We start from the raw sequence: 21,492 nt of genomic DNA, 5'->3' as shown, positions 1-21,492 counted from the left end.
TATGTATCGCATGATTAAAATCCAATTTTAATACCAGTTAAAAAAATTCTCGGTTGAGGTGCTGTGAAATTGTCTATGCCTCTACTAATGTTTTGTCCGATGATTCCATCAAGTGGATCAAAGTAGCTCACATCCGGGTCGTACCCGGTATATCCTGTGATGGTGAATAGGTTCGTAGCTCCGACGTAAATGCTTAGGTTATCTAATCCCATATTACTCAGCACTGTTTGGTCAAAATTGTAAGTGATAGTAATGTTTTTCAGCCGGATATAACTTCCATCTTGAAGCCATCTTGTGGATGGGTTTGGGTCGATCTGATCAGGATTTAAAACCGGGTTGGATACCTCATCTCCCGGCTGGTACCATCTGTCAACTTGGTCTTCTGTTTGGTTGATTAATAAAATTCCACTGTTAGAAAGGAACTCACCGGTCGCATTGTAGATGTCTACACCACTGACAAATTGGAAAAGGGCAGATGCCTCCCAATTTTTATATGTCAGGGAGTTTGTAATCCCTCCAAATAGTTGAGGGTTGGGGTCTCCTACTGGTTTTCTCAGATCAAGTGACCATTCTGTGGTTCCCTCTGTGGTTCCGTCATCGTACAGCGCACGACCTGTGCTGGGGTCAACTCCAAGGTATTCTACCAGATAAAATACTCCAGCAGAATGTCCCTTTAAAAACGCATTGGTTCCAACAATTGCCTGCTCGCCAGCAAGGTCTGTAATGGTATTGGTATTGGTAGATATATTAAAGTCTGTTGTCCATACCAATCCATCTTGATCAATGTTGGTTGAGCTAATCAAAAATTCAAACCCTTTGTTTTCCATTGAGCCAACATTGTCAATGATTGAGCTTTGTCCTGAGGTTTGAGAAACCGGTACTGGGAATAAGAGGTCTTCTGTTTTTTTAATGTAATAATCTACGGAACCAGAAATTCTATTATTAGCAAAAGCAAAATCTAAGCCAACGTTAAATTGAGAGGTGGTTTCCCATTTCAAGCCCGGATTTTCCAGGTTGATGATCTCAATGCCATCTTCATCATCGTATTGAGAAATGATGTAATTCAAACGGTATAAGAAATCATCAGTAGGGGTATTTCCCACAAGTCCATAACTAGTTCTCAATTTCAAAGAGCTAAATGAATTGGAGTTGAAGAAGTCTTCGTTGTGGATATTCCATCCTGCTGAAACCGCAGGAAAGTAACCAAATCTATTTTCTTCGCTAAACTTTGAGCTTCCATCTACCCTTCCACTTACTTCAAATGAATATTTGTTATCTATTGAATAGCCAACCCTTGTATAGGCAGATAAAAACGAATTGGCAGCACCTGGAATTGGATTTTCTGGAATCGTTGTTCCTGCTTGAGATTCCAAGGTGGAAACGCTGTTAACAAGTCCTCTGATATATCTAAAATCTGCTTTGGAATCTTGATATGAACCTCCTAAAACGACTGATAAATCATCCTTGTCATAGGTGAACCAGCCATTGAAAACATGGTTCTTAATATCAGAGGTCTCAAGTTGTGAAAGTCCTGTACCCTCCCCATCAAGCGTCTGTGGACCTTGTCTTCTTTCTACCCTCACATCACTGTAATCAATCCCTCCATTTACATCAAAACTCAAATTACTAGTCAGTTGATATTTCAATCCCAGGCTTCCAATAATTGAATTATTGGTGGCATCATAATCTGCAAAGTTGATCTCTGTTAATGGATTATAAAGCAAACTGAATGTATTGAGCCGGTAATTATTTGATGGATCATACGTATCAGATGGTGGAAGTGCTATCGCTTGCATTGGGTTACCCAAATCCTGATCTTCATTCAAACGATCATCATCTGTATAGATGTAGTTCAAATTCATATTTGCTGAAAGCTTCGAACTGATTTTACTGTTCAGCGTAAGTGTTCCATTCAGCCGATCAAACTTGTTTCCAACTAATATTCCTTCTTGAGTAGTAAACCCTAGAGAGGCGAAGTAGCCTAACGCCTCTGTGCCACCTTGAAAATCTACGTTTGCCCTATGAGATGGAGCTGATCTGAAAACCTCATCTTGCCAATCTGTATTCTGACCACCGTTTAGACCAAGGTACGCTGCTGGCAAGGTTATCGAACTGTTGTTGGGAAAATTGATGACCAATTCGCTTGGGTCAGTTACCCCTTGGAATGATTCTTCCCACATTTCCAGGTTTTCTTTTGTAATGAATTGAGACAAACCAAGAATTGGATTTCTAAGTGTACTCTCAATAAACATTTGATTGAATTGAGATGGAGACATTAAATCTAGCGTTTTTGGAGTTTGGCTTAAACCAAATTGGTAATCAACGTTCACTTTTAATCCGCCAGTATTTCCACTTTTCGTTGTGATGATTATTACACCATTGGCTGCTCTCGTTCCATATATAGCAGTAGCTGCTGCGTCTTTCAATATTTCTATGGATTCAATATTGCTTGGGTTAATATTGGATTGGTTTCCGGAAACAAGAGGAACACCATCTACCACATAAAGTGGCTGATTAGAAGCCGTCAATGATGATCCTCCGCGTATTCTTACGGTAGTTCCCTGACCCAACTTACCACTTGAGTTTTGAACAAACAGGCCCGCTGTGACTCCCTGATTAGCTTGCTCAAGATTAATAAGGGGAGCTGGACTAACATCTGCCGTATTGATGCTGGAGACACTGCTTGTCAATTCATCCCTGCTTTGAGAACCTATTCCCATATTAATGGTATTGATTCCAAGTGATTTCATTTTCACATCAATATTCGTGCGTCCATTTACATAAACGCTTTGAACCTGATATCCTTCAGCACTTATGATCAATGTTTCAAATTGATAGTCAAGGTCAATTGTAAATTCTCCATTTTCGTTGGTGTAAACAGTTGTTACCGCTCCATCAACTTTAATTGTAGCACCGGCAATGCCTTGATTGTTTTGGTCTGTCACTATTCCACGGACTGTGATTTGTGCCGATAATGAAAATACCAATAGCAAGGAGGCCAGGCAGGTTAGTGTTAGTTTCATGTGGTAGTTGATTATAGTTCTTTAAAAATAGGCAGATTACTTTTTAGCAGAACTAAAAAAGGGCAGTAATCGATGATTCTGCCCTCTGATTCGATTTCCTTAGTTCAACTATTCGTATCTCAGCGAGTCTACTGGATTTTTAATAGCAGTTGCAAATATTCTTGCAGAAGCAAAAATCACAGCAATTAAAACCAGAATGAAGAATGGCAAGAAGTAAGTTATTGGTGTTCCGGGCTGATAAATATCAAAGATTGAACCCATGAGTAAATCTAGCGAAAAGTATGCCCCAAGAGCACCCATTGCAGAAGCTATCATCAGCAGCCAGAAAAACTGGTGATTAATCATTATGATAATATTGCGAATGGATGCCCCTAATACTTTTCTTACCCCTATCTCTTTGATTCGTTTTATGATATTCAGTGAAACCAATGTATATAACCCGATCAATGAAAGCACTAAAGAAATAAATGCCATGAACTCAAAAATGAGCATAATATTGGTGTTCACTTCATTTGCTGACTCTACCTCACTGTCATATTCCGCATTAAATGGTTTGTTTGGAGCCACTTTAAACCACTCAGCCTGCAATTGATCGTAAAGCTCTATTGGGTTCTTACTACTCTTTACCATTAAATAGTACATCTGGTTTGGATCAGCCATTCGGATACCTGTCGGTTCAATATCATTGAAAAACCCTTCGTCATAAAAATCATTCACAACTCCAATGACACTCAGGCGTGTTGTATCATCAATCTGTACTACTTGCCCAACAGGATCTGCCCATCCAAATTCTTTAACCAATTGCTCGTTCACAACGATTGAGTTTATGCGATCATGCTCACGCATGTTGTCATCAAAGAATCTCCCCTCGATCATCTCTAAATTCATGAGATCAAAATATTCGGTTGAGAAATCCATCATTTCTGTTTCGAGCTCGGTCTGCCCGGACTTAAGTGTTCTTGTATAGCTCCAATCCCCGATTCGATTGTAGGTAGCCGCCAATTGCTCTATTCCAGAAACCTGCTCAACCACAGGCCTGAAATTTTTATATTCTGTATGACTGTCGAACCCAATAGAAAGCAGAGGCTCTTTACTGAATCCTAAATCATAATTGGACTGGAACTCAGCATTATTATAAAATGCATAAGCTGAAACAAGTGACATGGTGGTCAGAAGGTATTGCATCCCCAATAGTCCTCTTGAAAGCCGACTGCTACTGCCGATGCGTAAATTCCCACGAAGAATTTTTACTGGCTGATACTTGCTGATGTGCAGAGAAGGATAAGCTCCTGCTATCAACGCAGTTGCCAATAACAATCCGGCTAGAAAAAGATAAATCTCCGGGTCAGAAGCGAGGCTCAATTCTATATCAATGAATCGCCATAGTGAGCTATATGCTGGAACAAGTATATCGGCAATAGCTAGTCCTACCAAAAGTGCCGCAAAACAGAGGATTATGTTTTCACCCATGAACTGAAAGATCAGTTGTCTTCTTTGGCTGCCCATGACCTTTCTTATTCCAATTTCTTTCAAGCGTTTGCTGGAAATGGCAAGAGACGTATTGGTAAAGTTGAAGCAAGCTATGAGTAAGATCATAATAGCCATGATACCCGGACCAATAATTGCCGAAGATGGCGGTGCCTCATTCAACCAGTTTGAACGGATCTTATCAGAATTTCTAGCCAGACTTGTTAGGGGCTCAAGATAATAGCCTGCCAATTGAAAATTGTCACGTGCTTTGTTTTGAACCTCGATACAGTTCTGATTAACATAGTCTAGCAGATTCTGGGGAAATTGCCCTTCTGTCATCACAAAGGTGGCTGCATTGAAATACTCCCACGAATCTTTCTTAAAATCACGTAGCTTTAAGTAGTTATCGTAATGTGTGATTGCGCCAAAAGTCATGGAAGAATTTCGAGGTATATCTTTCAATACTCCTCCGACCCGCATCGAAACTTCTTTGTCCCCTAAGTCTATTAATGTGATCATTTTGCCTGTTGGGTCTCCCTCCCCAAAATATATCTCCGCTATTTTTTCAGTTAGAATCACATTGCTTTTGTCTTTGAAAGCTTCTTTGCTCCCGTATTTAAAAGGGAATGTAAACATTTCAAAATAGTCATCTTCGGCATATCCAATATGCTGCTTCAAAACTTTATCTTCCTTCTTAAAGACCAAGTGCATGGATTCATATCGGGAGTATCGGGTAATACCTGGAATTTTTTCTTTAATCTGTTCCCCAAGTCCAATGGGTGTAATCCCATATTTTATCTGCTCTCCCTGAACCGATTTGTATGAATGTATCTTATAGATTTTATCATGATTAAGGTGATTATGATCAAAAGTTGCATCATACTTCCAATTTAGATAGCCAACTATGCAGCATGCCAAGGAGAGTCCTAATCCAATTAGATTGATTAGCACGTAGCTTTTGTTTTTTTGAAAATTGCGGAAGGTGATCTTGAAGAAATTACGAAACATGGTTAGGTTTTTTGCTTTGGCGTGAAAACACCAACAAATGTGCCACTGGATGTATACTATTGTAAATCAGAAAGTTATGACTTTATTAGTATTATAAGCTGTTCGAAAATGAACCCCTTAATCGGACACAATGAAAATAAAAGGGCAGTAATCGATGATTCTGCCCTATGATTCGATGTTATCTCTTTTTTCTACTCGTCTCGAAGTGATTCAACCGGATTTCTTACAGCCGAATTTGCAATGCGAACCGAAGCAATTGTAACCGCAACCATCAATAGGCCAAATAATGGAACTAAAACAGCAAAGTAGCTTGCTGCCTGATATACCGAGAATATAGATGCCATTAGCATGTCGATGAGAAAGTAAGACCCTAAAGCACCAATAGTAGAGAATATTAATAGGAGCCAGAAAAACTGATGATTCATCATCACCACAATTTGTTGTACAGATGCCCCCAACACTTTTCGGACGCCTATTTCTTTGATTCGCTTAATTACATTGAGTGAAACCAAGGTATATAACCCAATGGAAGAAAGAACCAATGCCAGCAGGCCAAGAAATCGGAACATTGTTTCGATGTTTTTATTAACATAATCTGTTCCGGCTAGTGACTCATCCTGAAACTGCGAGTTGAATGGCGTATTAGGAGCGACTTCATACCACTTTTCTTCCATTAATTCACGTAGCTCGGTTGACCGCATGTTACTTTTCATCACAACAAAATTCATCTCATCGTCATTTGAGAGTCGAAAAGCTGCCGGCTCTACCGGATCGAAGAACCCATACATGTAGAAGTCCATCACTACTCCGACTACAGACAACCGGGTACTGTCGTCTATTTGAACCACTTGACCAACGGGCTCATCCCACCCCATTTCCTTCACCATTGACTCGTTGACCAAAATGGAATTCTCCCGGTCAAACTCTTTTAATTCCCGGTCAAAATACCTACCCTTCAAGATGTTTAGATCCATAATGTCTTTGTAATCAACCGAAAAATTCATCATGCTGGCTTCCGCCTCATTTTCTCCAGCTCTGAGTGTTCTGCTATAGGTCCACCAACCAATATGATGGGTAGTGCCACTGACCATATCAAGCTCCGGCATCTGACTAACCAGATTGAAATACCTTTCATATTCAGATTGATTTTCTACTCTGACAGCAAGGATGTTTTCTTTTCTGAATCCTACGTCCATTTCAGATTGGTATTTGGCATTGTTACCAAAAGCCAGTGAGAATATCAAAGCAATAATGGTAAACAGATATTGCAGTCCTAAAAGTGTTTTTGAGAACCAGTTTGTCCCACCTAAAGACAGGTTTCCTCTCAGAATCTTAACCGGCTGATAGCTGCTAATGTAAAGCGACGGATAAGCGCCCGCTACAATTGATGTAAAGAGTAAAAGTCCAACTAAAAAATAAAATATTTCCGGATTGGCCATGAAATCTAGTTCCAGGTTGATGAAATCCCACATGGCGCTATAAGCTGGTACCAGAAAGTATGCGATTCCGAGTGCGACCAATAAGGCACCAAATGATAGCATGAGGTTTTCACCCATAAACTGGAAAATCAATTGTTTTCGATCACTGCCCATCACTTTTCGGATACCGATTTCCTTCAGACGCTTGCTGGATATGGCTATCGAAGTATTCGTAAAATTGAAACAGGCGATGAGTAGCATCAATCCGGCCATTATAAGAGGAGTGATTACTGCGGGGGTAGGTGGTGGCTCACTTAACCAATTAGATCGGATTTCCATTGAGTTTTGCCCCAGGTTAGTCAACTGCTCTAAATAGTAGCTGCTGATCTGAAAATCGTCTCTGGCTTCATTCTGTATAGCTATGTAATTTTCGTTAATGTTTTCTAATAGGTTAGCAGGATAGTTTTTGCCTTCTGTCATCACAAATGTTGCAGATACAAAACGGGTCCAATCATTCTGCTCAAGCTCTCGTATTTTCAGGTAATTATCCCAATGGGTAATGGCATTAAAATGAATGGAAGAATTCATTGGAATCTCTTCCAAAACACCACCGACCGTCATGGAAAGAGGTGTTCCATCCTCCTTTATAATCGTTATTAGCTCGCCGGTTGGATCTGTATCTCCAAAATATACCTTAGCAGTGTTCTCGCTTAAAATAATCTGGCTCTGATCAAGGAGTGCCTCCTTATTTCCATATTTAAATGGGAAAGTGAACATATCAAAGAAGTCGTCTTCGGCAAACCCTATTCCCTGATTGAAAACTTTTAAATCTCTTTTTAAAACCAATCCATTGTCTACATATCGGGAGTAATGAGTAATTCCTGCAATTTTACCTTTTAATTGTTCACCCAAAGGGAGTGGTGTGATACCGTAGGGAACATTATGATCTTGTACCGACTTGTTGATATGAACTTTGAATATCCGCTCATGATTAACATGGTTTTTATCGTAATCTGCTGCAAACTTCCAGTTGAGATAGCCGACAATGCAACATGCTAATGATAGCCCCAGCCCAATCAAATTGATGAAAACATAAGACTTATTTTTTCGGAAATTCCGAAACGTGATTTTGAAGAAGTTCTTGAGCATAGTCCTTTGAGTTAGTTGATTTAATAGGCACTAAGAACATGCTAAATCAACTAAACCGACTGATTAACAGGGTATTACGAGTTCTATAGTCTTGTCAGTTTGTACGATTTCGCATGACTTCATGAACACTTGTAGGTGCTCATACTATATAAGAGATTCAAAAAATACCAATAGGTTGCTTTTAGGTGAAAGAATATGCCCACCAGATCAACAGAAATTGCAATGGTAGCCTTAATGCCAGTACCCATACCATTCTCTTTTTCTTAAATCCTTTCATGAAGTGGTAAATGTTTGCAGGGTACACGGCAATGAGGAGGGCAATGACTCCCCATGCAGCCATTGAGGTGTATGAGGGAATTAGTAACAAGAAACCTAAAATAACTTCGGCAATTCCGCTCAACCAGTTGATCAGTTTTTTATTTCCCAGGAATGGAGGAATGATCTTCTCATAAAACTGGGGCATCACAAAGTGATTGATTCCAGCAATGATGTATAGAATTGCCATGATCCACAGGTTTATTGTTTCAATTGTCATAATGAGTAGGGTTATTCTGAATTTATTTCAGAATCTTTTCCGAAAAGTACATAGATCCTGAAACAAGTTCAGGATGACCAAAAATATATTGGTCGTATTTGTTAATATATTTGATAAACATCAAATTCAACCCATTTAACCTATGTACAGAATTCTCACCCTCCTTTTCATTTTATTTATTGCCTGCACCCCTGAAACTTCAAACCCGGAAGTTGAAAAATGGGAATCACAAGCCGAAAATATCACCATCATCCGAGATGATTTTGGGGTCCCCCATGTGTATGGTAAAACCGACGCAGATGCAGTTTTCGGGTTGCTGTATGCACAATGTGAAGACGACTTCAGAAGAGTGGAACGAAACTTTACCTGGGCCATTGGTCGGTTGGCAGAAGTAGAAGGAGAGAATGTGCTGTACAGTGACCTCCGGGCTCGACTTTTCATGACAGAAGAAGAGGCGAAGGAATATTACGAGTCTGCTCCGGATTGGCTCAAAAAATTATGTGTAGCATGGGCAGACGGTATTAACTATTACCTGCACACACACCCTGAGGTCAAACCTTACGTGATCAAAAAGTATGAACCCTGGATGACCATGTATTTTACCGAAGGATCGATCGGGGGAGATATCGAGCGTGTGTCAACTCGGAAGATCAAGGCGTTTTATGAAGCATTGAATGCCAATGAGATAAGCACTTTGAAGAGGTCCTCTCCCTACCCCTCTCCTAAAGAGGGATATAAGGCCACTCATCTCAATGGCAAGGAGGCAAACAACTCCCCCTTTGGAGGGGGTCAGGTGGGAGGATTTTTGGAAAATGAACTCCTCCTCGAAGAACCACAAGGATCTAATGGCTTTGCAATTTCAGGCGATCTCACCGAGTCAGGAAAAGCAATGCTGCTTATTAATCCTCATACTTCATTTTATTTCAGAGGGGAAGTTCATACAGTGAGTGAAGAGGGCCTCAATGCTTATGGGGCTGTTACCTGGGGACAATTTTTTGTTTACCAGGGGTTCAATGAAAATACCGGTTGGATGCATACTTCCACATACACTGATGTTATAGATGAGTTTAAGGAAACCATCATCGAAAAAGAAGATGGATTGTATTATCAATACGGGGAAGAAGAGCGAGCGGTAGAAGTGAAAGAGGTTACCTTGAAATATAAGAATGAAGATGGGATGAAAGAAGAAACCTTTCCAATCTACCGGACACATCACGGACCTATCACCCATAAAATTGATGATCAGTGGGTAGCCACTTCAATGATGTGGGAACCGGTAAAAGCTTTAGAGCAATCATATATCCGTTCGAAAAAGAAAAACCTGGAGGAGTTTAACGAAATGATGGATATCAGAACGAACTCTTCCAACAACACCGTCTTTGCTGATTCCGAGGGAAACATTGCCTACTATCATGGAAACTTTATTCCCATTAGAGATGAGCAATTTGATTATACGCAACCCGTCGATGGTAGTGATCCGGCCACTGACTGGCAAGGGTTACATCCGGTAGCAGAGGCAATCACTGTTTTTAATCCATCGAATGGATGGATACAGAATTGTAATTCCACGCCTTTCACTTCTGCTGCTGAAAACAGCCCCAAAAAGGAAAATTACCCACAGTACATGTACAATGCGCCCGAAAATTTCAGGGGAGTAAATGCAATAAGACTGTTATCCGGGGTAAATAGCATCGATCTGGATGGCTTAATCAGCCTTGGTTATAATCCTTATTTACCAGCCTTTGAAAAAGTGATACCGGGTTTAGTGGAGGCTTATGATGCGCTTGGCGATGAGTCCTTAAATGAGGAAATTGATTTACTAAGAAATTGGGATTTTAAAACAAGCATTGAATCGAAAGCCATGAGTTTAGCCCATTTTTATGGTATGATGCTCTATCGTCACGGCGAAATTCCTGCCAATTTGAAGGGGATAGAACGTTTCGAATATTTTGGAACGGATATGCCAATGGGAGAAAGAATTAAGATATTTCAATTAGCCATTGATGAAATGAACGAACGATACAGCACTTCAATTATTCCTTGGGGTGAGATCAATCGCTTTCAGCGGATATCTGGTGCAATTGATGCGTCTTTTGATGACTTTGCACCAAGTATTCCAGTAGGTTTTACGACAGCAATGTGGGGTCATTTGGCAGCCTTTGGAATGAGAGGCAGCCACGATGTAAATAAAATCTATGGCACAAGAGGCAATAGCTTTGTTGCTGCAGTTGAGTTTGGTGAAAAGGTTCGGGCTAAAACCATACTTGCAGGAGGACAGAGTAGCGATCCTAACTCACCACACTTTAATGATCAGGCACAAATGTATGCTGATGGCCAGTTTAAGGATGCCGCATTTTATAGAGAAGATGTTGATGCCAGAGCAGAAGAAACGTATCAGCCGGGTAAACGTTAAAAAGTATTATTATGAAGTTTTTCAAACTAGTTTCAGCCTTTTCGTCCCTGCTTTTATTGGCAAGTTGTGCCAATGAAAAGGGGCCTACTCCTATTTCTGAAATGCAGACTTATGAGGTAATTCAGACACAGATTTGGGATACTCAATGTATTAGTTGCCATGCTGCAGGGTCATCGTTCGCCAGGCAATCGGACCTTGTTCTTACGACCGGAGAATCCTACGATCAGCTGGTGGGTAGGGCTCCCAATAACAAAGCAGCGTTGGAAGATGGATTAGAATTGGTAGGTAATGAGGGACTTCCCAGTTTATTTAAAAGTTATTTGTGGGAAAAGCTCAACGCCAATGACCAGGAACATTTTTACTCGGATCATCCGCTTTACGGAGCGATTATGCCTTTGGGTGCTGATTTTTTAACCAATGGAGAGTTAGAGTTTATTATAGAATGGATCATAAATGGAGCGCCTAAAACAGGTCAGGTCGCTGATGTAGCAATACTAAATGATGAGACAAGATTTGAAGCTCTGCCTTTTGAACCACTTGCCAAACCCGAAAGTGGATTTCAATTCCACTTGGGCCCTTTTGAAATTGATCCGCAAACAGATCGCGAGTTTTTCTATTACGAACCTCCAGTCTCTGATGAAGATATCTACATCAATCAAATCGAAATAACAATGAGACAGGGCAGTCATCATTTTATTTTTTATGCTTTTGAAGATGAGACTCCTTCGGTTGCCATTCCTGAACCTTTGGAGATCCGAGATTTATACGATGAAAACCAGCAGCCAATTACAAAAAATCTTATCCCTCTTTTATATCATGAATTCATTGCGGGTACCCAGTGGCCTAGAATGAACTATCATTATCCTGAAGGTGTGGCACTAAAGTTTAATGCTGGAAAAGGACTAGACTTAAATGCGCATTATGCAAACAGAACTGATAATGTAATGATTGGTGAAGTATATGGGAATTTACACACCATTCCATTTTCAGAAGTGGAGCATGTGGCAGAAATTCTCAACCTCAATAATCAAAATTTTACGCTTCCAGCGGGAAAAGTAACAACCATTACCAAAGATTATTTTTTCAATGAACGAATAAATATTTTCCAGCTTTTCTCTCATGCACATGAGCACATGACTGAATTTAAAGTATATCATGTAGGAGGGCCAAAAGACGGGGAACTAATCTATATTTCCTATGATTGGGAGCACCCTCCTATCTTGGAGTTCGACCCGCCACATGTATTGGAACCAGGGGAGGCGTTAAGACTTGAAGCTACCTATGATAATTGGGAAAACAGAGATCTCAAATTTGGACTGAGAAGCTCAGATGAGATGATGATACTGTTTGGTGCGTATTACGTAGATTAATTTCCGTTTATTGATTCACTTTTCTCAATGTTATCGCATTTGGCTTGATCAAGCCACCTCGACCGCTTGGAACAAGGTCTTTGATATAATTCCCTCCTGAATTATACATTTTGACGGAAGCAGTCCCACCATTCCCGATAATAAAGTTCCCATTATCAAAGATGGCGATTCCTTCCACCTGACTTAGACCGGAAACGATGTTACCCTGAAAGTTGCCACTGTTGTCATACCTTCGAATAGCACCGCCAGACCAATCATTAACAATCAGATCATCCGCGGCAAACCAGATGTTGGTGGGCCCGGTCAAACCAGAAGATATAAATAAACCCATGTCACTCCCGGATGAGTCAAATTTTCTCACAGTAGCTCCATCAAATGAAGAAACGTAAAGGTTCCCTTCAGTGTCCCAGTCAAGCCCAATGCTTTGGGTAATGCCAACGGAGGTAAAATCGTCAACGAAGGTTCCGTTGAGTTCATACCTTTTAACCAGCCCGTTACCACTCCACTGAAGCACATAGAGTAAGTTGTCAGGCCCGATTTTCATTCGGGTAGGGCCTCCGATTCCTGATGCAAAGTTAGAGATGAAGTCACCACTATTTACATCATATTTTGTAATTGTTCCTGTATTTAAATTGGAAACTAAAACCACCTCCTGATCCTCCAGAATGAGAATGTCCTGAGGCCAGGCGACTCGGTCATTCGTAAATACCCGAGGGTTTGCACCATTCTCATCATAGATAAGTATTTGCCAGGGCGGACTGTCAAAGTTCCCAGCATCACTAACGTAAATATCCGTACGAGGGGCTGAGCTGTCCCACACAGAAATATCGAAAGTAGTTTCCAGCCCTTCTGCAGCTGCGGTAATCACTGAAGCACCCACTGCCAGTGCTGATACTTTACCATCTGCATCAATACTGACATTTGAGTTGTTTACGCTCCATTCTATGGAAGAGTTGATACCAATACTGTTGCCTGATTGATCCTGCCCAACCACCGTGAGTACTGTGGTTTCGTCACTTACGATATCCAACCTATTTCCATTTGTCGAGGAAATGTTCAACTGTGTTAACGTGGGTGTTTCTCTGGAATCATCTGATTCACAGCCTGATGTAGGAGCTGTTAATAGAGCAAGAAATAGAATGAATAATTGAGAAGAGAGCTTTTTCATTTTGTAGTAGGTTATGTGCATAAAACAGTCTTGCCAGTCTTATTCCCTTACTCAAGCCCATTTTGGATTTCGATCTGCATCTTTAATTCAGTAGCTTAGAGGAGGAACATTAGATCAAAGAATATGAAAAAGACATTACTTCTATCCTTGTTGTTTTTAGTCAGTCAGATTTGCTTTTCACAAAGTTTGGTGGGTGCCTGGGAGTGGTTGGAAACAGACGAAGAAGGAAAAAAAATAAAGGGAGTCGTTACGTTTTCAGAAAGTTATCAGGCGGCTGCATGGTTTGATGCTGAGACAGGAGCATTTGTAAAAACCAATGGTGGAACCTGGAAGCTGGATGGAAATAACATGACTGAAGTGGCTGAGTTTAATACAGCTGAACCTGATAAAGTAGGAGAAACGGCCTCCTTCGAGATTGAGTGGGATGGATCCGACAAAATGCGAAGAGTGGGCATGGACGCCTGGGCAACCAGGGTAGATGATGGAACACCTGGAGATCTCAATGGCGCATGGCTGATGTCCGGAAGGAAGCGTAATGGAGAGGTCCAGCAACGGGATACGGACCGCCCAAGAAAAACGATGAAGATATTGTCTGGCACTCGATTCCACTGGATTGCCTATAACACAGAGACCAAACAATTCATGGGAACAGGAGGTGGAACTTACACCACCATTGATGGCAAATACACGGAGAATATTGAATTTTTCTCCAGAGACGACAGCCGTGTAGGTGCTAGTCTGGAATTCAACTATGAACTCAAAGACGGCAAGTGGCACCACTCTGGTAAGAGTAGCAAAGGTGAACCACTGTATGAGGTTTGGAGTATGAGAGATTAGTTTTTGACGACCACAACTTCATCCCCGACATTTATCTGTCCATTTTCTAAAGAAAGTGTGTTCACACCGAAAATGACATCATTGCCTTCTCTTCGATAAGTCGCAAGTGTTTTTAAGGGCTCAGCCCCTTTCTTACCGGTTTCCTGATCAACCGTAGTGAATACGCATCTCTTACACGGATGTGTTACATGGAATTTCAATGCTCCGATTTGAATATCATTCCAATGGTCCTCTTCATAGGCTTCACTTCCTTCAACGACAATGTTGGGTCTGAACCGATTCATAGGCAGCTTCACTTCCATCCTTGAATTGAGGTCATCCAGGGAGGCCTGGCCAATGATCAGATATGGATAGCCATCAGCAAAACTCACATTTTCATTATTAAATGCACGGTCAGGATCTACTGGTCTGGTAGCGTTCTCCGGCATAAAGACGAGCTTGCAGTCTTCCCCTGCAATCTTAGAAAACCACTCATTGATATGAGGTGCCGCTTCAATAGCTTGAACCTCATCACCCCATACTGTTACCTGAATGTTGGTTTCGCTTTCTAAGACTAGTGGAAACACCAAATCAGGCAGGTCCAAATGCGAGACAATGATGTTTTGATCCTGCAACCGGATTCCCACCTGAGAAAGCTGTGGGTGTGTCCGCTGGGTCACATGACCATGATCTTTATTAACCAGCATCCAGCGCCGGTCATACCTAAAACCCCTTTCCAAAACCTCTACCTCCGAAAGCGAAATGCCTTGTAGTGATTTAATCGGATAGATATATAGATCGGATACTTTCATAAACACTACTTTTTGGCCCAGTTGTCTCTAAGTGTGATTGTTCGGTTGAAAACCAGATTTTCATCCGTAGAATCCTCATCTACTCGGAAATAACCAATGCGCTCAAACTGCATTTGGTCACCCACTTTCGCGTTTTTCAATGAGGGTTCAAGTACCGCATCAGTATTGATGTTTAGCGATTCCGGGTTCAGGTGATTTTTAAAGTCATCGTCGATTGCATTCAGATTTTCTGTTCTAAAAAGTCGGTCGTATTCTCTTATTTCTGCTTTTACAGCATGAGGAACGGAGACCCAACCAAGAGTTCCTTTTACTTTCTTTCCACTGGTATCCTGACCACTTCGTGTTTCCGGGTCGTACTCAGCATACAATTCCTCAACGGTACCATCCTCTGCTTTTTTGTATCCTGTGCACTTAATGATGTAAGCAAACTTTAAACGAACCTCACGATCAGGGCCCAGGCGATACCACTTTTTTGGGCTTGGAGGATCCTCCATGAAATCAGACTGATCGACATAAATCTCACGGGTGAACGGCATCTCACGGGTACCCGCAGATTCATCACCAGGATTGTTGACTGCTGTCATCATTTCGGTCTTATCCTCGGGCCAATTAGTAATGATGACCTTCAGCGGATTCATTATACCAAAGACTCGATTGGTCGTTGCATTCAGGTCTTCGCGAACTGCATGTTCCAGTACCGCAATGTCCGTGATCCCGTTTCTTCTAGCAACACCAATGGTATCGGCAAACTTGCGTATGGAAGCAGGAGTAAAACCACGTCTTCGGATTCCTGAGATGGTGGGCATCCTTGGATCGTCCCATCCATTTACATGACCAAGTTCTACAAGCTCTCGCAGGTTTCGCTTACTGACGATGGTATAACTGAGATTTAATCGGGCAAATTCGGTTTGCTTTGAAGGGTATATTTCTAGTTCATTGATCAGCCACTCATATAAGGGCCTGTGTACTTCAAATTCCAGCGTACACAATGAGTGAGTTACTTTCTCAATGGAATCAGATTGACCGTGCGCGAAATCATAGGTGGGATAGATGCACCATTGATAGCCGGTTCGGTGATGCGGAAGTTGTTTGATTCGATACAGAATCGGGTCTCGCATGTGCATGTTAGGAGAACTCATATTGATCTTTGCACGAAGCACCCGCTCTCCATTTTTGAATTCTCCAGCACGCATACGAGCAAAAAGATCCAGATTTTCTTCAACTGATCGGTTCCTAAATGGACTATGCTTTCCATTTTTTGTTGGAGTACCTTTTATTTCATTTTGCCACCATACTTTTCTGCGAGCCCAAAGTTTAGGCAAATGGACTTGGCATGGCCGATGTGCAAGTAGCCATTAGGTTCCGGAGGAAAGCGGGTGACAATTGCGTCATGCTTACCTTCTTGCAGATCTTTTTCGATCATTTGCTCGATGAAATTCAAAGATTTTTTTGCCTCGTCCATAATTTGAAATTAGGGTGCAAAAGTAGGGGAATGATTAGTTAAAATCTATCCATACTAAATCACTTCATTACAGAGTGGAGGGTTTTTGGAGATCACACCGTCTAAGATTGATGTTAACCATTAATTACTAGATTCAAATGATTAGATTTTTTAGAAAGCCAAACATTTCATCCCTTCAAAGACAGTATGATAAATTGATGCATGAAGCATATATTCTGTCAAAAGCCAATCCGGAACAGAGTATGGAAAAGCAAAAGCAGGCATTGGAAATCCAAAGAGAGATTGTTGCTAAAAGATAAATTACAACTATAATTATAGTAATAAAACTATTTTTATAGTTATAATTGCAATCATGAGAATGACTGTAATTTTTCTTGCTTTAGCGGTATCACAAATCGTTTTTGCTCAACAAAAAAGAATGTGTGTAACTGTTGATGACCTCCCACTAGTCAAATATGGAATAAAAACCGAAGGACATGAAGAGGCAATCACAGAAGGACTGTTAGCTGCCTTTAAGAAGCATGAAGTTCCGGCGATTGGTTATGTCAATGAAAATAAAGTTCGTCCAAATGGGCAACCGGATGAGCGTAGGGTTAAGCTACTAGAGCGCTGGTTGGAGGAAGGATACGAGTTGGGGAACCATACCTATTCTCATAAAAACTTTAATAGGGTTGCGTTTGAAGAGTATACCGAAGATGTGATAAAAGGGGAGAAAATTATCAAGGAGTTAGCATTAAAGTACGAGAGTAAAGTGGAATATTTTCGTCACCCATATCTCAGGATTGGCGAACGAAAAAGTCAGGCAGATTCGCTCAATCAATTTCTTGCTGACAATGGATACACGCCTGCACCGGTTACCATTGATAATGAGGAATACCTTTTCGCAAAGGCATATGCAGTAGCCTATAAAAATAAGGATATAGAGATGATGAAAAGAGTCGGAGAAGCTTATTTGGAGTATATGGAAAACCAACTGTTATACTTCGAAAAAGCATCTATGGACCTATTAGATCGAAACATGGACCATACGCTACTTATCCATGCAAACTATCTCAATTCAGTATACCTTGATGCACTTCTGACGATATTTGAAAATCATGGCTACATGTTCATCTCTCAATCTGAGGTCTTAAAAGATCCGGCATATGAACGGGAAATCACTAAGTACAGTGATTGGGGTATTTCATGGATCCAATGGTGGGGGATCAGCCAGGGATTAAAAGGTGAATTCTTTGAAGGCGAAGCACAAACCCCGGAGTTTGTCAAAAACTTATCCAACTAAAGAATCAGCTCCCAATAGCCCACATCTATCCATTGGTTAAACTTAAAGCCGACCTCTTTGAACTCCGCGATTTTTATAAATCCAATTTTTTCATGAAGTGCCTGACTGGCTTCATTGGGCAATGACATTCCCCCAATGATGGCATGATAGCCAAGTAGTTTCAATTGGCTCATGAGTTCGTTATACAAGGGTTTTCCATACCCTTTTCCTCCTTGATCTTTATGTAGATAAATAGAGGTCTCTACAGTTTTTGAATAAGCTACTCTTGCCTTCCACTGCGTTGCGTAAGCATAGCCTACAATTTCTTTATCTATTTCCATTACGAGCCAGGGCAGATTGAATTCCTTTTGAACTTTGTGAATTCTGCTTATCATTTCATCAGTATCAATCTCTGTCAATTCAAATGTTGCATGTGAGTGGAGGATGTAATGGTTGTAAATAGCAACAATGGATTGAGCATCTTCAGATTTAGCGAACCGAATCATAATCAAGGAAATATAGGATTTCAAGTTAAGCACGAATTCTATAAAAACTTGACTTCCATTCATTCAAGTAACGCATTTAGTAAATGACGCACTAACGTCACCTCAATTATTTGAACCACATTTGTGACTCAGGTAGCATTGTGGCAAACAATGATAAAAACATGATCGAACAACCAACGCTGGGAAGCAAACTTCTGGAACTGAGAACTCAACAAGGAATAACGCAGCATGAGCTAAGAGAAAAATGTCATGTGAGTGTTCGCACCATTCAACGAATAGAAGCAGGAGCGGTGACTCCTAGAGCTTCTACTGTAAAAATCTTGTTGGAGGCCTTGGGGGAGAATCAGGCGGATTGGTATTCTTCATCGGATGTGATTGTTGAAAATCAATTTTCAATTAAAACATTAAAACAAATGCTACTCATTAATTCTACGGAACAGCAATTGAAAAACGCAATTACTCCTGCATGGATCGGAGGTATTGTTTTCTTTCTTTTCAGCATCATCGAAATTGCAGTGGAGTCAATTCTTATGGAGGAGGTTTCTACATATCTAATAACTACTCTTGTTGCAATCAAGCTGGTCATCATTATTTCATTTTTTCTTTTTACCCGAGGGTTTCTATCACTTAGCACATTATTTGAAAACCGACTTCTTAAAATAGCATCCTATTTATCTATTGGTGTCATTACGGTTATCTATTGTTTTGATATCATCGTTTTACTTTCATCCAAAATTGAATACTTAAACAGTGCATTTGCTGTAGTTCCATTGGGAGTTATTTCAATCATTTTTGGACTCGGGTTATTGGAGTTACAAGATGGAATGGGTCGTATTGCTAAGATTGCGGGTCGTTTGGAAGTAGCCTTTGGAATTTCTTACATCACATTGATTTTCTCTTTTGTCGGATTGGTGTTGCTTGCCCCCTTACTTATTGTAGAGATTGTATTGTTATCGAAGGCAGATCAGCTAATCAAAGAGGGGCAGCTATGATAGGGATATTGATTGCCCTGGTTATTAGCTGGGTTCTGGTTTACCTGATCGAAGGAAAGCATTTGGAGGTTATCGGGATCTTTCCCAAAGCCAAAAGACTAAATCAGTTTTTTATTGGATTCATCATTACAGCAACACTTTGCTGTCTTGCACAAGGGATAGAGGTTGTTTTGGGAACAGCAGGTTGGACATTGAATCCAGGGTTTTCAGCACTGCAAATCGTTGAGGGTTTATGGTGGAATGTAAAATCAGTCTTAACCGAGGAGCTGATTTATCGAGGAGCACTTCTTTATTTACTTGTCAGATTCTTAAGTCCTAAAAAGGCAATGCTGATTTCTGCCTCAGCATTTGGTATTTATCATTGGTTTTCGTTTGGTGTCTTTGGCAATCTAGTGCCTATGATTTTGATCTTTATTGGAACAGGACTGATGGGTTATGCATGGGCCCTGAGTTTTTATAAAACCAAATCCATTTACCTCGCATTTGGGCTTCACCTGGGTTGGAACTTTACTTTGAATTCTATCTTCTCAAAAGGTCCTTTGGGAGATCAATTGCTGATTCATCGTGGTGGAGAAATGGTAGGAGATGTGGTTTCCTTAATAAACTTTCTTATTTCCATGATTCTCATTCCGCTCATTGTTTTTATCTGGGTGAAATACGTGGTAGTTCAGGAAGAATGGGAAACCAAACTTAATGGATCAGAATGAGTTCATTAATGAATGAGAATTCAGATTAGAACAAAGGTTGGTGCATCATTGAAAGAAATAAAGAAGGGGTTTACCGAGGATTTGTTTCTTTCTTTAAATCCCCCGTTTCCCCCGGTAAAGCTGAAACAATTTGATGGTTGTAGTGCAGGAGATGAGGTAATCCTTGAATTGAACTTTCTATTGTTTAAGCAAGTATGGAAGAGCGAGATAGTCGAAGAGACTGAAACAGAAGTAAGCTGGCATTTCATCGATGTAGGAGTAAAGCTTCCTTTTTTTCTGAAAAAATGGAAGCATCATCATGGGGTGGAGCATGAAGAATCCGGGTCCACCATCATTGACGACATAACCTTTAGCACGGGCACTATTTTAAGTGATCTAGTGATGTACCCTTTGTTGTACGGTCAATTCCTATATCGCAAGCCGATTTATAAGAAAACATTCGAAAAGACATAATCGCTTTCTGTGAAGGGTTAGCAAATGGTTAGCAACGCTGTTTCATGGCGTTTTCCATCGAATTATTACCCCATTTCGTGGAATGGCCATTGTTTGAGGTCAGGCATATCCTAATCTTCGCTTTGTACAAAAAAATCAATAATTCACAAAGCCAATTATGTTGAATCTATTCAAAAGAAACAGTGCTACATCACTTCAAAAGAAATACGATAAATTAATGAAAGAAGCTTATGTGCTTTCTAAATCAAATCCGGAGGAGAGCAAGAAAAAGCAAGTTGAGGCGCAGGAGATACAGAAGCAAATTATAGCGCTTCAGGCAGCCTGAGTTTAGGAGGAAAGCTTAGTAGCCGAGATCATGTGATGACGAATTAAGTTTATTGCTAACTTCAACACTTTCTAAGAGAATACAAGATGAAAGCGGCATCACTGGCAGAGATAAAAAGAGAGCTTAAGCACAGGAATCCTGAAGAGGTACTGGCTATATGCTTAAGGCTGGGAAGATTTAAAAAGGACAATAAAGAACTTCTCACATACTTGCTCTTTGAAGCGGGCGATGAACAGAGCTACATCAAGTTGTTGAAGGAGGATATAGATGACCTGATGGATGAGATCAATACGAATCACCTCTATTATGTTAAGAAGGGGCTCCAAAAAATTGTACGATCCCTGAATAAATCGCTAAGATATTCCGGTCAAAAGCAAACCGAGGTAGAGGTCCGCTTATATTTTTGTCAGCAAATCAAGGCTTCAGGTATTGCAATAAGCAGACACAACACAATCAACAACCTGTATCACCGAGAAATTAAACGAATTGAAAAGGCATTATCAAGTCTACATGAAGACCTACAGGCCGATTATCGGTTTGAACTAGAGCAGCTTTAATAACTCTGGCAATAAGTCTAATTGAACAAGAAAGAGTTGAATGGGTT

At 40.6% G+C, this 21,492-nt stretch carries 19 protein-coding genes; 10 read left to right on the top strand and 9 right to left on the bottom strand.

Features of this window, described 5'->3' with window-relative positions; genetic code table 11:
• Positions 1-14: 14 nt before the first annotated feature.
• The 4 genes from ACO05G_RS16050 to ACO05G_RS16035 form a co-directional block, all read right to left on the bottom strand.
• Complete coding sequence (locus ACO05G_RS16050) at positions 15-3,023, bottom strand: SusC/RagA family TonB-linked outer membrane protein (protein WP_421763656.1); 3,009 nt, start codon at positions 3,021-3,023, stop codon at positions 15-17.
• 108 nt (positions 3,024-3,131) lie between these two features.
• Positions 3,132-5,444, bottom strand: coding sequence for an ABC transporter permease (locus tag ACO05G_RS16045; RefSeq protein ID WP_421763655.1), 2,313 nt, complete (start codon positions 5,442-5,444; stop codon positions 3,132-3,134).
• A 248-nt stretch (positions 5,445-5,692) separates the two neighbouring features.
• The gene (locus ACO05G_RS16040) at positions 5,693-8,068 is read right to left on the bottom strand and encodes an FtsX-like permease family protein (protein ID WP_421763654.1); all 2,376 of its coding nucleotides are present in this window, start codon (positions 8,066-8,068) and stop codon (positions 5,693-5,695) included.
• 181 nt (positions 8,069-8,249) lie between these two features.
• Positions 8,250-8,573 carry a DoxX family protein gene (locus ACO05G_RS16035; protein ID WP_421763653.1) on the bottom strand — a complete coding sequence of 108 codons (324 nt, stop codon included), beginning with the start codon at positions 8,571-8,573 and terminating at the stop codon, positions 8,250-8,252.
• Between the two features lie 172 nt (positions 8,574-8,745).
• Between ACO05G_RS16035 and ACO05G_RS16030 the strand changes: the two genes are divergently transcribed.
• Together ACO05G_RS16030 and ACO05G_RS16025 are read left to right on the top strand one after the other, a co-directional pair.
• Positions 8,746-11,016: an acylase gene (locus ACO05G_RS16030; RefSeq protein WP_421763652.1), complete on the top strand. Its 2,271-nt coding sequence runs from the start codon at positions 8,746-8,748 to the stop codon at positions 11,014-11,016.
• An 11-nt stretch (positions 11,017-11,027) separates the two neighbouring features.
• The gene (locus ACO05G_RS16025) at positions 11,028-12,386 is read left to right on the top strand and encodes a hypothetical protein (protein WP_421763651.1); all 1,359 of its coding nucleotides are present in this window, start codon (positions 11,028-11,030) and stop codon (positions 12,384-12,386) included.
• A 7-nt stretch (positions 12,387-12,393) separates the two neighbouring features.
• Here the strand turns inward: ACO05G_RS16025 and ACO05G_RS16020 are convergent, their stop codons facing one another.
• Complete coding sequence (locus ACO05G_RS16020) at positions 12,394-13,554, bottom strand: hypothetical protein (protein WP_421763650.1); 1,161 nt, start codon at positions 13,552-13,554, stop codon at positions 12,394-12,396.
• A gap of 123 nt (positions 13,555-13,677) precedes the next feature.
• On the opposite strand from ACO05G_RS16020, the gene ACO05G_RS16015 reads away from it, so the two are divergent.
• Complete coding sequence (locus tag ACO05G_RS16015) at positions 13,678-14,391, top strand: membrane or secreted protein (RefSeq protein WP_421763649.1); 714 nt, start codon at positions 13,678-13,680, stop codon at positions 14,389-14,391.
• On the opposite strand, the gene ACO05G_RS16010 is transcribed toward ACO05G_RS16015, so the two are convergent.
• The 3 genes from ACO05G_RS16010 to ACO05G_RS16000 are packed head-to-tail and all read right to left on the bottom strand — an operon-like array spanning position 14,388 to position 16,644.
• Positions 14,388-15,182 carry an MOSC domain-containing protein gene (locus tag ACO05G_RS16010; RefSeq protein ID WP_421763648.1) on the bottom strand — a complete coding sequence of 265 codons (795 nt, stop codon included), beginning with the start codon at positions 15,180-15,182 and terminating at the stop codon, positions 14,388-14,390. The two genes, ACO05G_RS16015 and ACO05G_RS16010, sit on opposite strands and share 4 nt — an antisense overlap.
• A 5-nt stretch (positions 15,183-15,187) precedes the next feature.
• Positions 15,188-16,504, bottom strand: coding sequence for a glutamine--tRNA ligase (glnS, locus tag ACO05G_RS16005; RefSeq protein ID WP_421763647.1), 1,317 nt, complete (start codon positions 16,502-16,504; stop codon positions 15,188-15,190).
• A complete protein-coding gene (locus tag ACO05G_RS16000) occupies positions 16,456-16,644 on the bottom strand; it encodes a glutamate--tRNA ligase family protein (RefSeq protein ID WP_421763646.1) in 189 nt (62 codons plus the stop codon). Before ACO05G_RS16000 ends, glnS begins: the two co-directional genes overlap by 49 nt.
• A gap of 137 nt (positions 16,645-16,781) precedes the next feature.
• Between ACO05G_RS16000 and ACO05G_RS15995 the strand changes: the two genes are divergently transcribed.
• Both ACO05G_RS15995 and ACO05G_RS15990 read left to right on the top strand, forming a co-directional pair.
• Entirely contained in the window at positions 16,782-16,943 is a 162-nt protein-coding gene (locus tag ACO05G_RS15995) for a Lacal_2735 family protein (RefSeq protein ID WP_421763645.1), read from the top strand.
• 53 nt (positions 16,944-16,996) lie between these two features.
• Complete coding sequence (locus tag ACO05G_RS15990) at positions 16,997-17,926, top strand: polysaccharide deacetylase family protein (RefSeq protein WP_421763644.1); 930 nt, start codon at positions 16,997-16,999, stop codon at positions 17,924-17,926.
• On the opposite strand, the gene ACO05G_RS15985 is transcribed toward ACO05G_RS15990, so the two are convergent.
• A complete protein-coding gene (locus ACO05G_RS15985; protein WP_421763643.1) occupies positions 17,923-18,411 on the bottom strand; it encodes a GNAT family N-acetyltransferase in 489 nt (162 codons plus the stop codon). The two genes, ACO05G_RS15990 and ACO05G_RS15985, sit on opposite strands and share 4 nt — an antisense overlap.
• 161 nt (positions 18,412-18,572) lie before the next feature.
• On the opposite strand from ACO05G_RS15985, the gene ACO05G_RS15980 reads away from it, so the two are divergent.
• The 5 genes from ACO05G_RS15980 to ACO05G_RS15960 all read left to right on the top strand — a co-directional run bounded on the left by ACO05G_RS15980 (position 18,573) and on the right by ACO05G_RS15960 (position 21,445).
• Positions 18,573-19,403 carry a helix-turn-helix domain-containing protein gene (locus ACO05G_RS15980; protein WP_421763642.1) on the top strand — a complete coding sequence of 277 codons (831 nt, stop codon included), beginning with the start codon at positions 18,573-18,575 and terminating at the stop codon, positions 19,401-19,403.
• Positions 19,400-20,110, top strand: coding sequence for a CPBP family intramembrane glutamic endopeptidase (locus ACO05G_RS15975; protein ID WP_421763641.1), 711 nt, complete (start codon positions 19,400-19,402; stop codon positions 20,108-20,110). Before ACO05G_RS15980 ends, ACO05G_RS15975 begins: the two co-directional genes overlap by 4 nt.
• Before the next feature lie 12 nt (positions 20,111-20,122).
• Complete coding sequence (locus ACO05G_RS15970) at positions 20,123-20,563, top strand: SRPBCC family protein (protein WP_421763640.1); 441 nt, start codon at positions 20,123-20,125, stop codon at positions 20,561-20,563.
• A gap of 157 nt (positions 20,564-20,720) precedes the next feature.
• A complete protein-coding gene (locus ACO05G_RS15965) occupies positions 20,721-20,888 on the top strand; it encodes a Lacal_2735 family protein (RefSeq protein WP_421763639.1) in 168 nt (55 codons plus the stop codon).
• A gap of 86 nt (positions 20,889-20,974) precedes the next feature.
• The gene (locus tag ACO05G_RS15960) at positions 20,975-21,445 is read left to right on the top strand and encodes a hypothetical protein (protein ID WP_348282895.1); all 471 of its coding nucleotides are present in this window, start codon (positions 20,975-20,977) and stop codon (positions 21,443-21,445) included.
• Positions 21,446-21,492: the final 47 nt, after the last annotated feature.

Source organism: Ekhidna sp. (genome assembly GCF_965227465.1).
Taxonomy (GTDB): Bacteria; Bacteroidota; Bacteroidia; order Cytophagales; family Cyclobacteriaceae; genus Ekhidna.
Note: the sequence above shows the minus strand (reverse complement) of the source record. Positions and strands in the feature narration are given on the sequence as shown.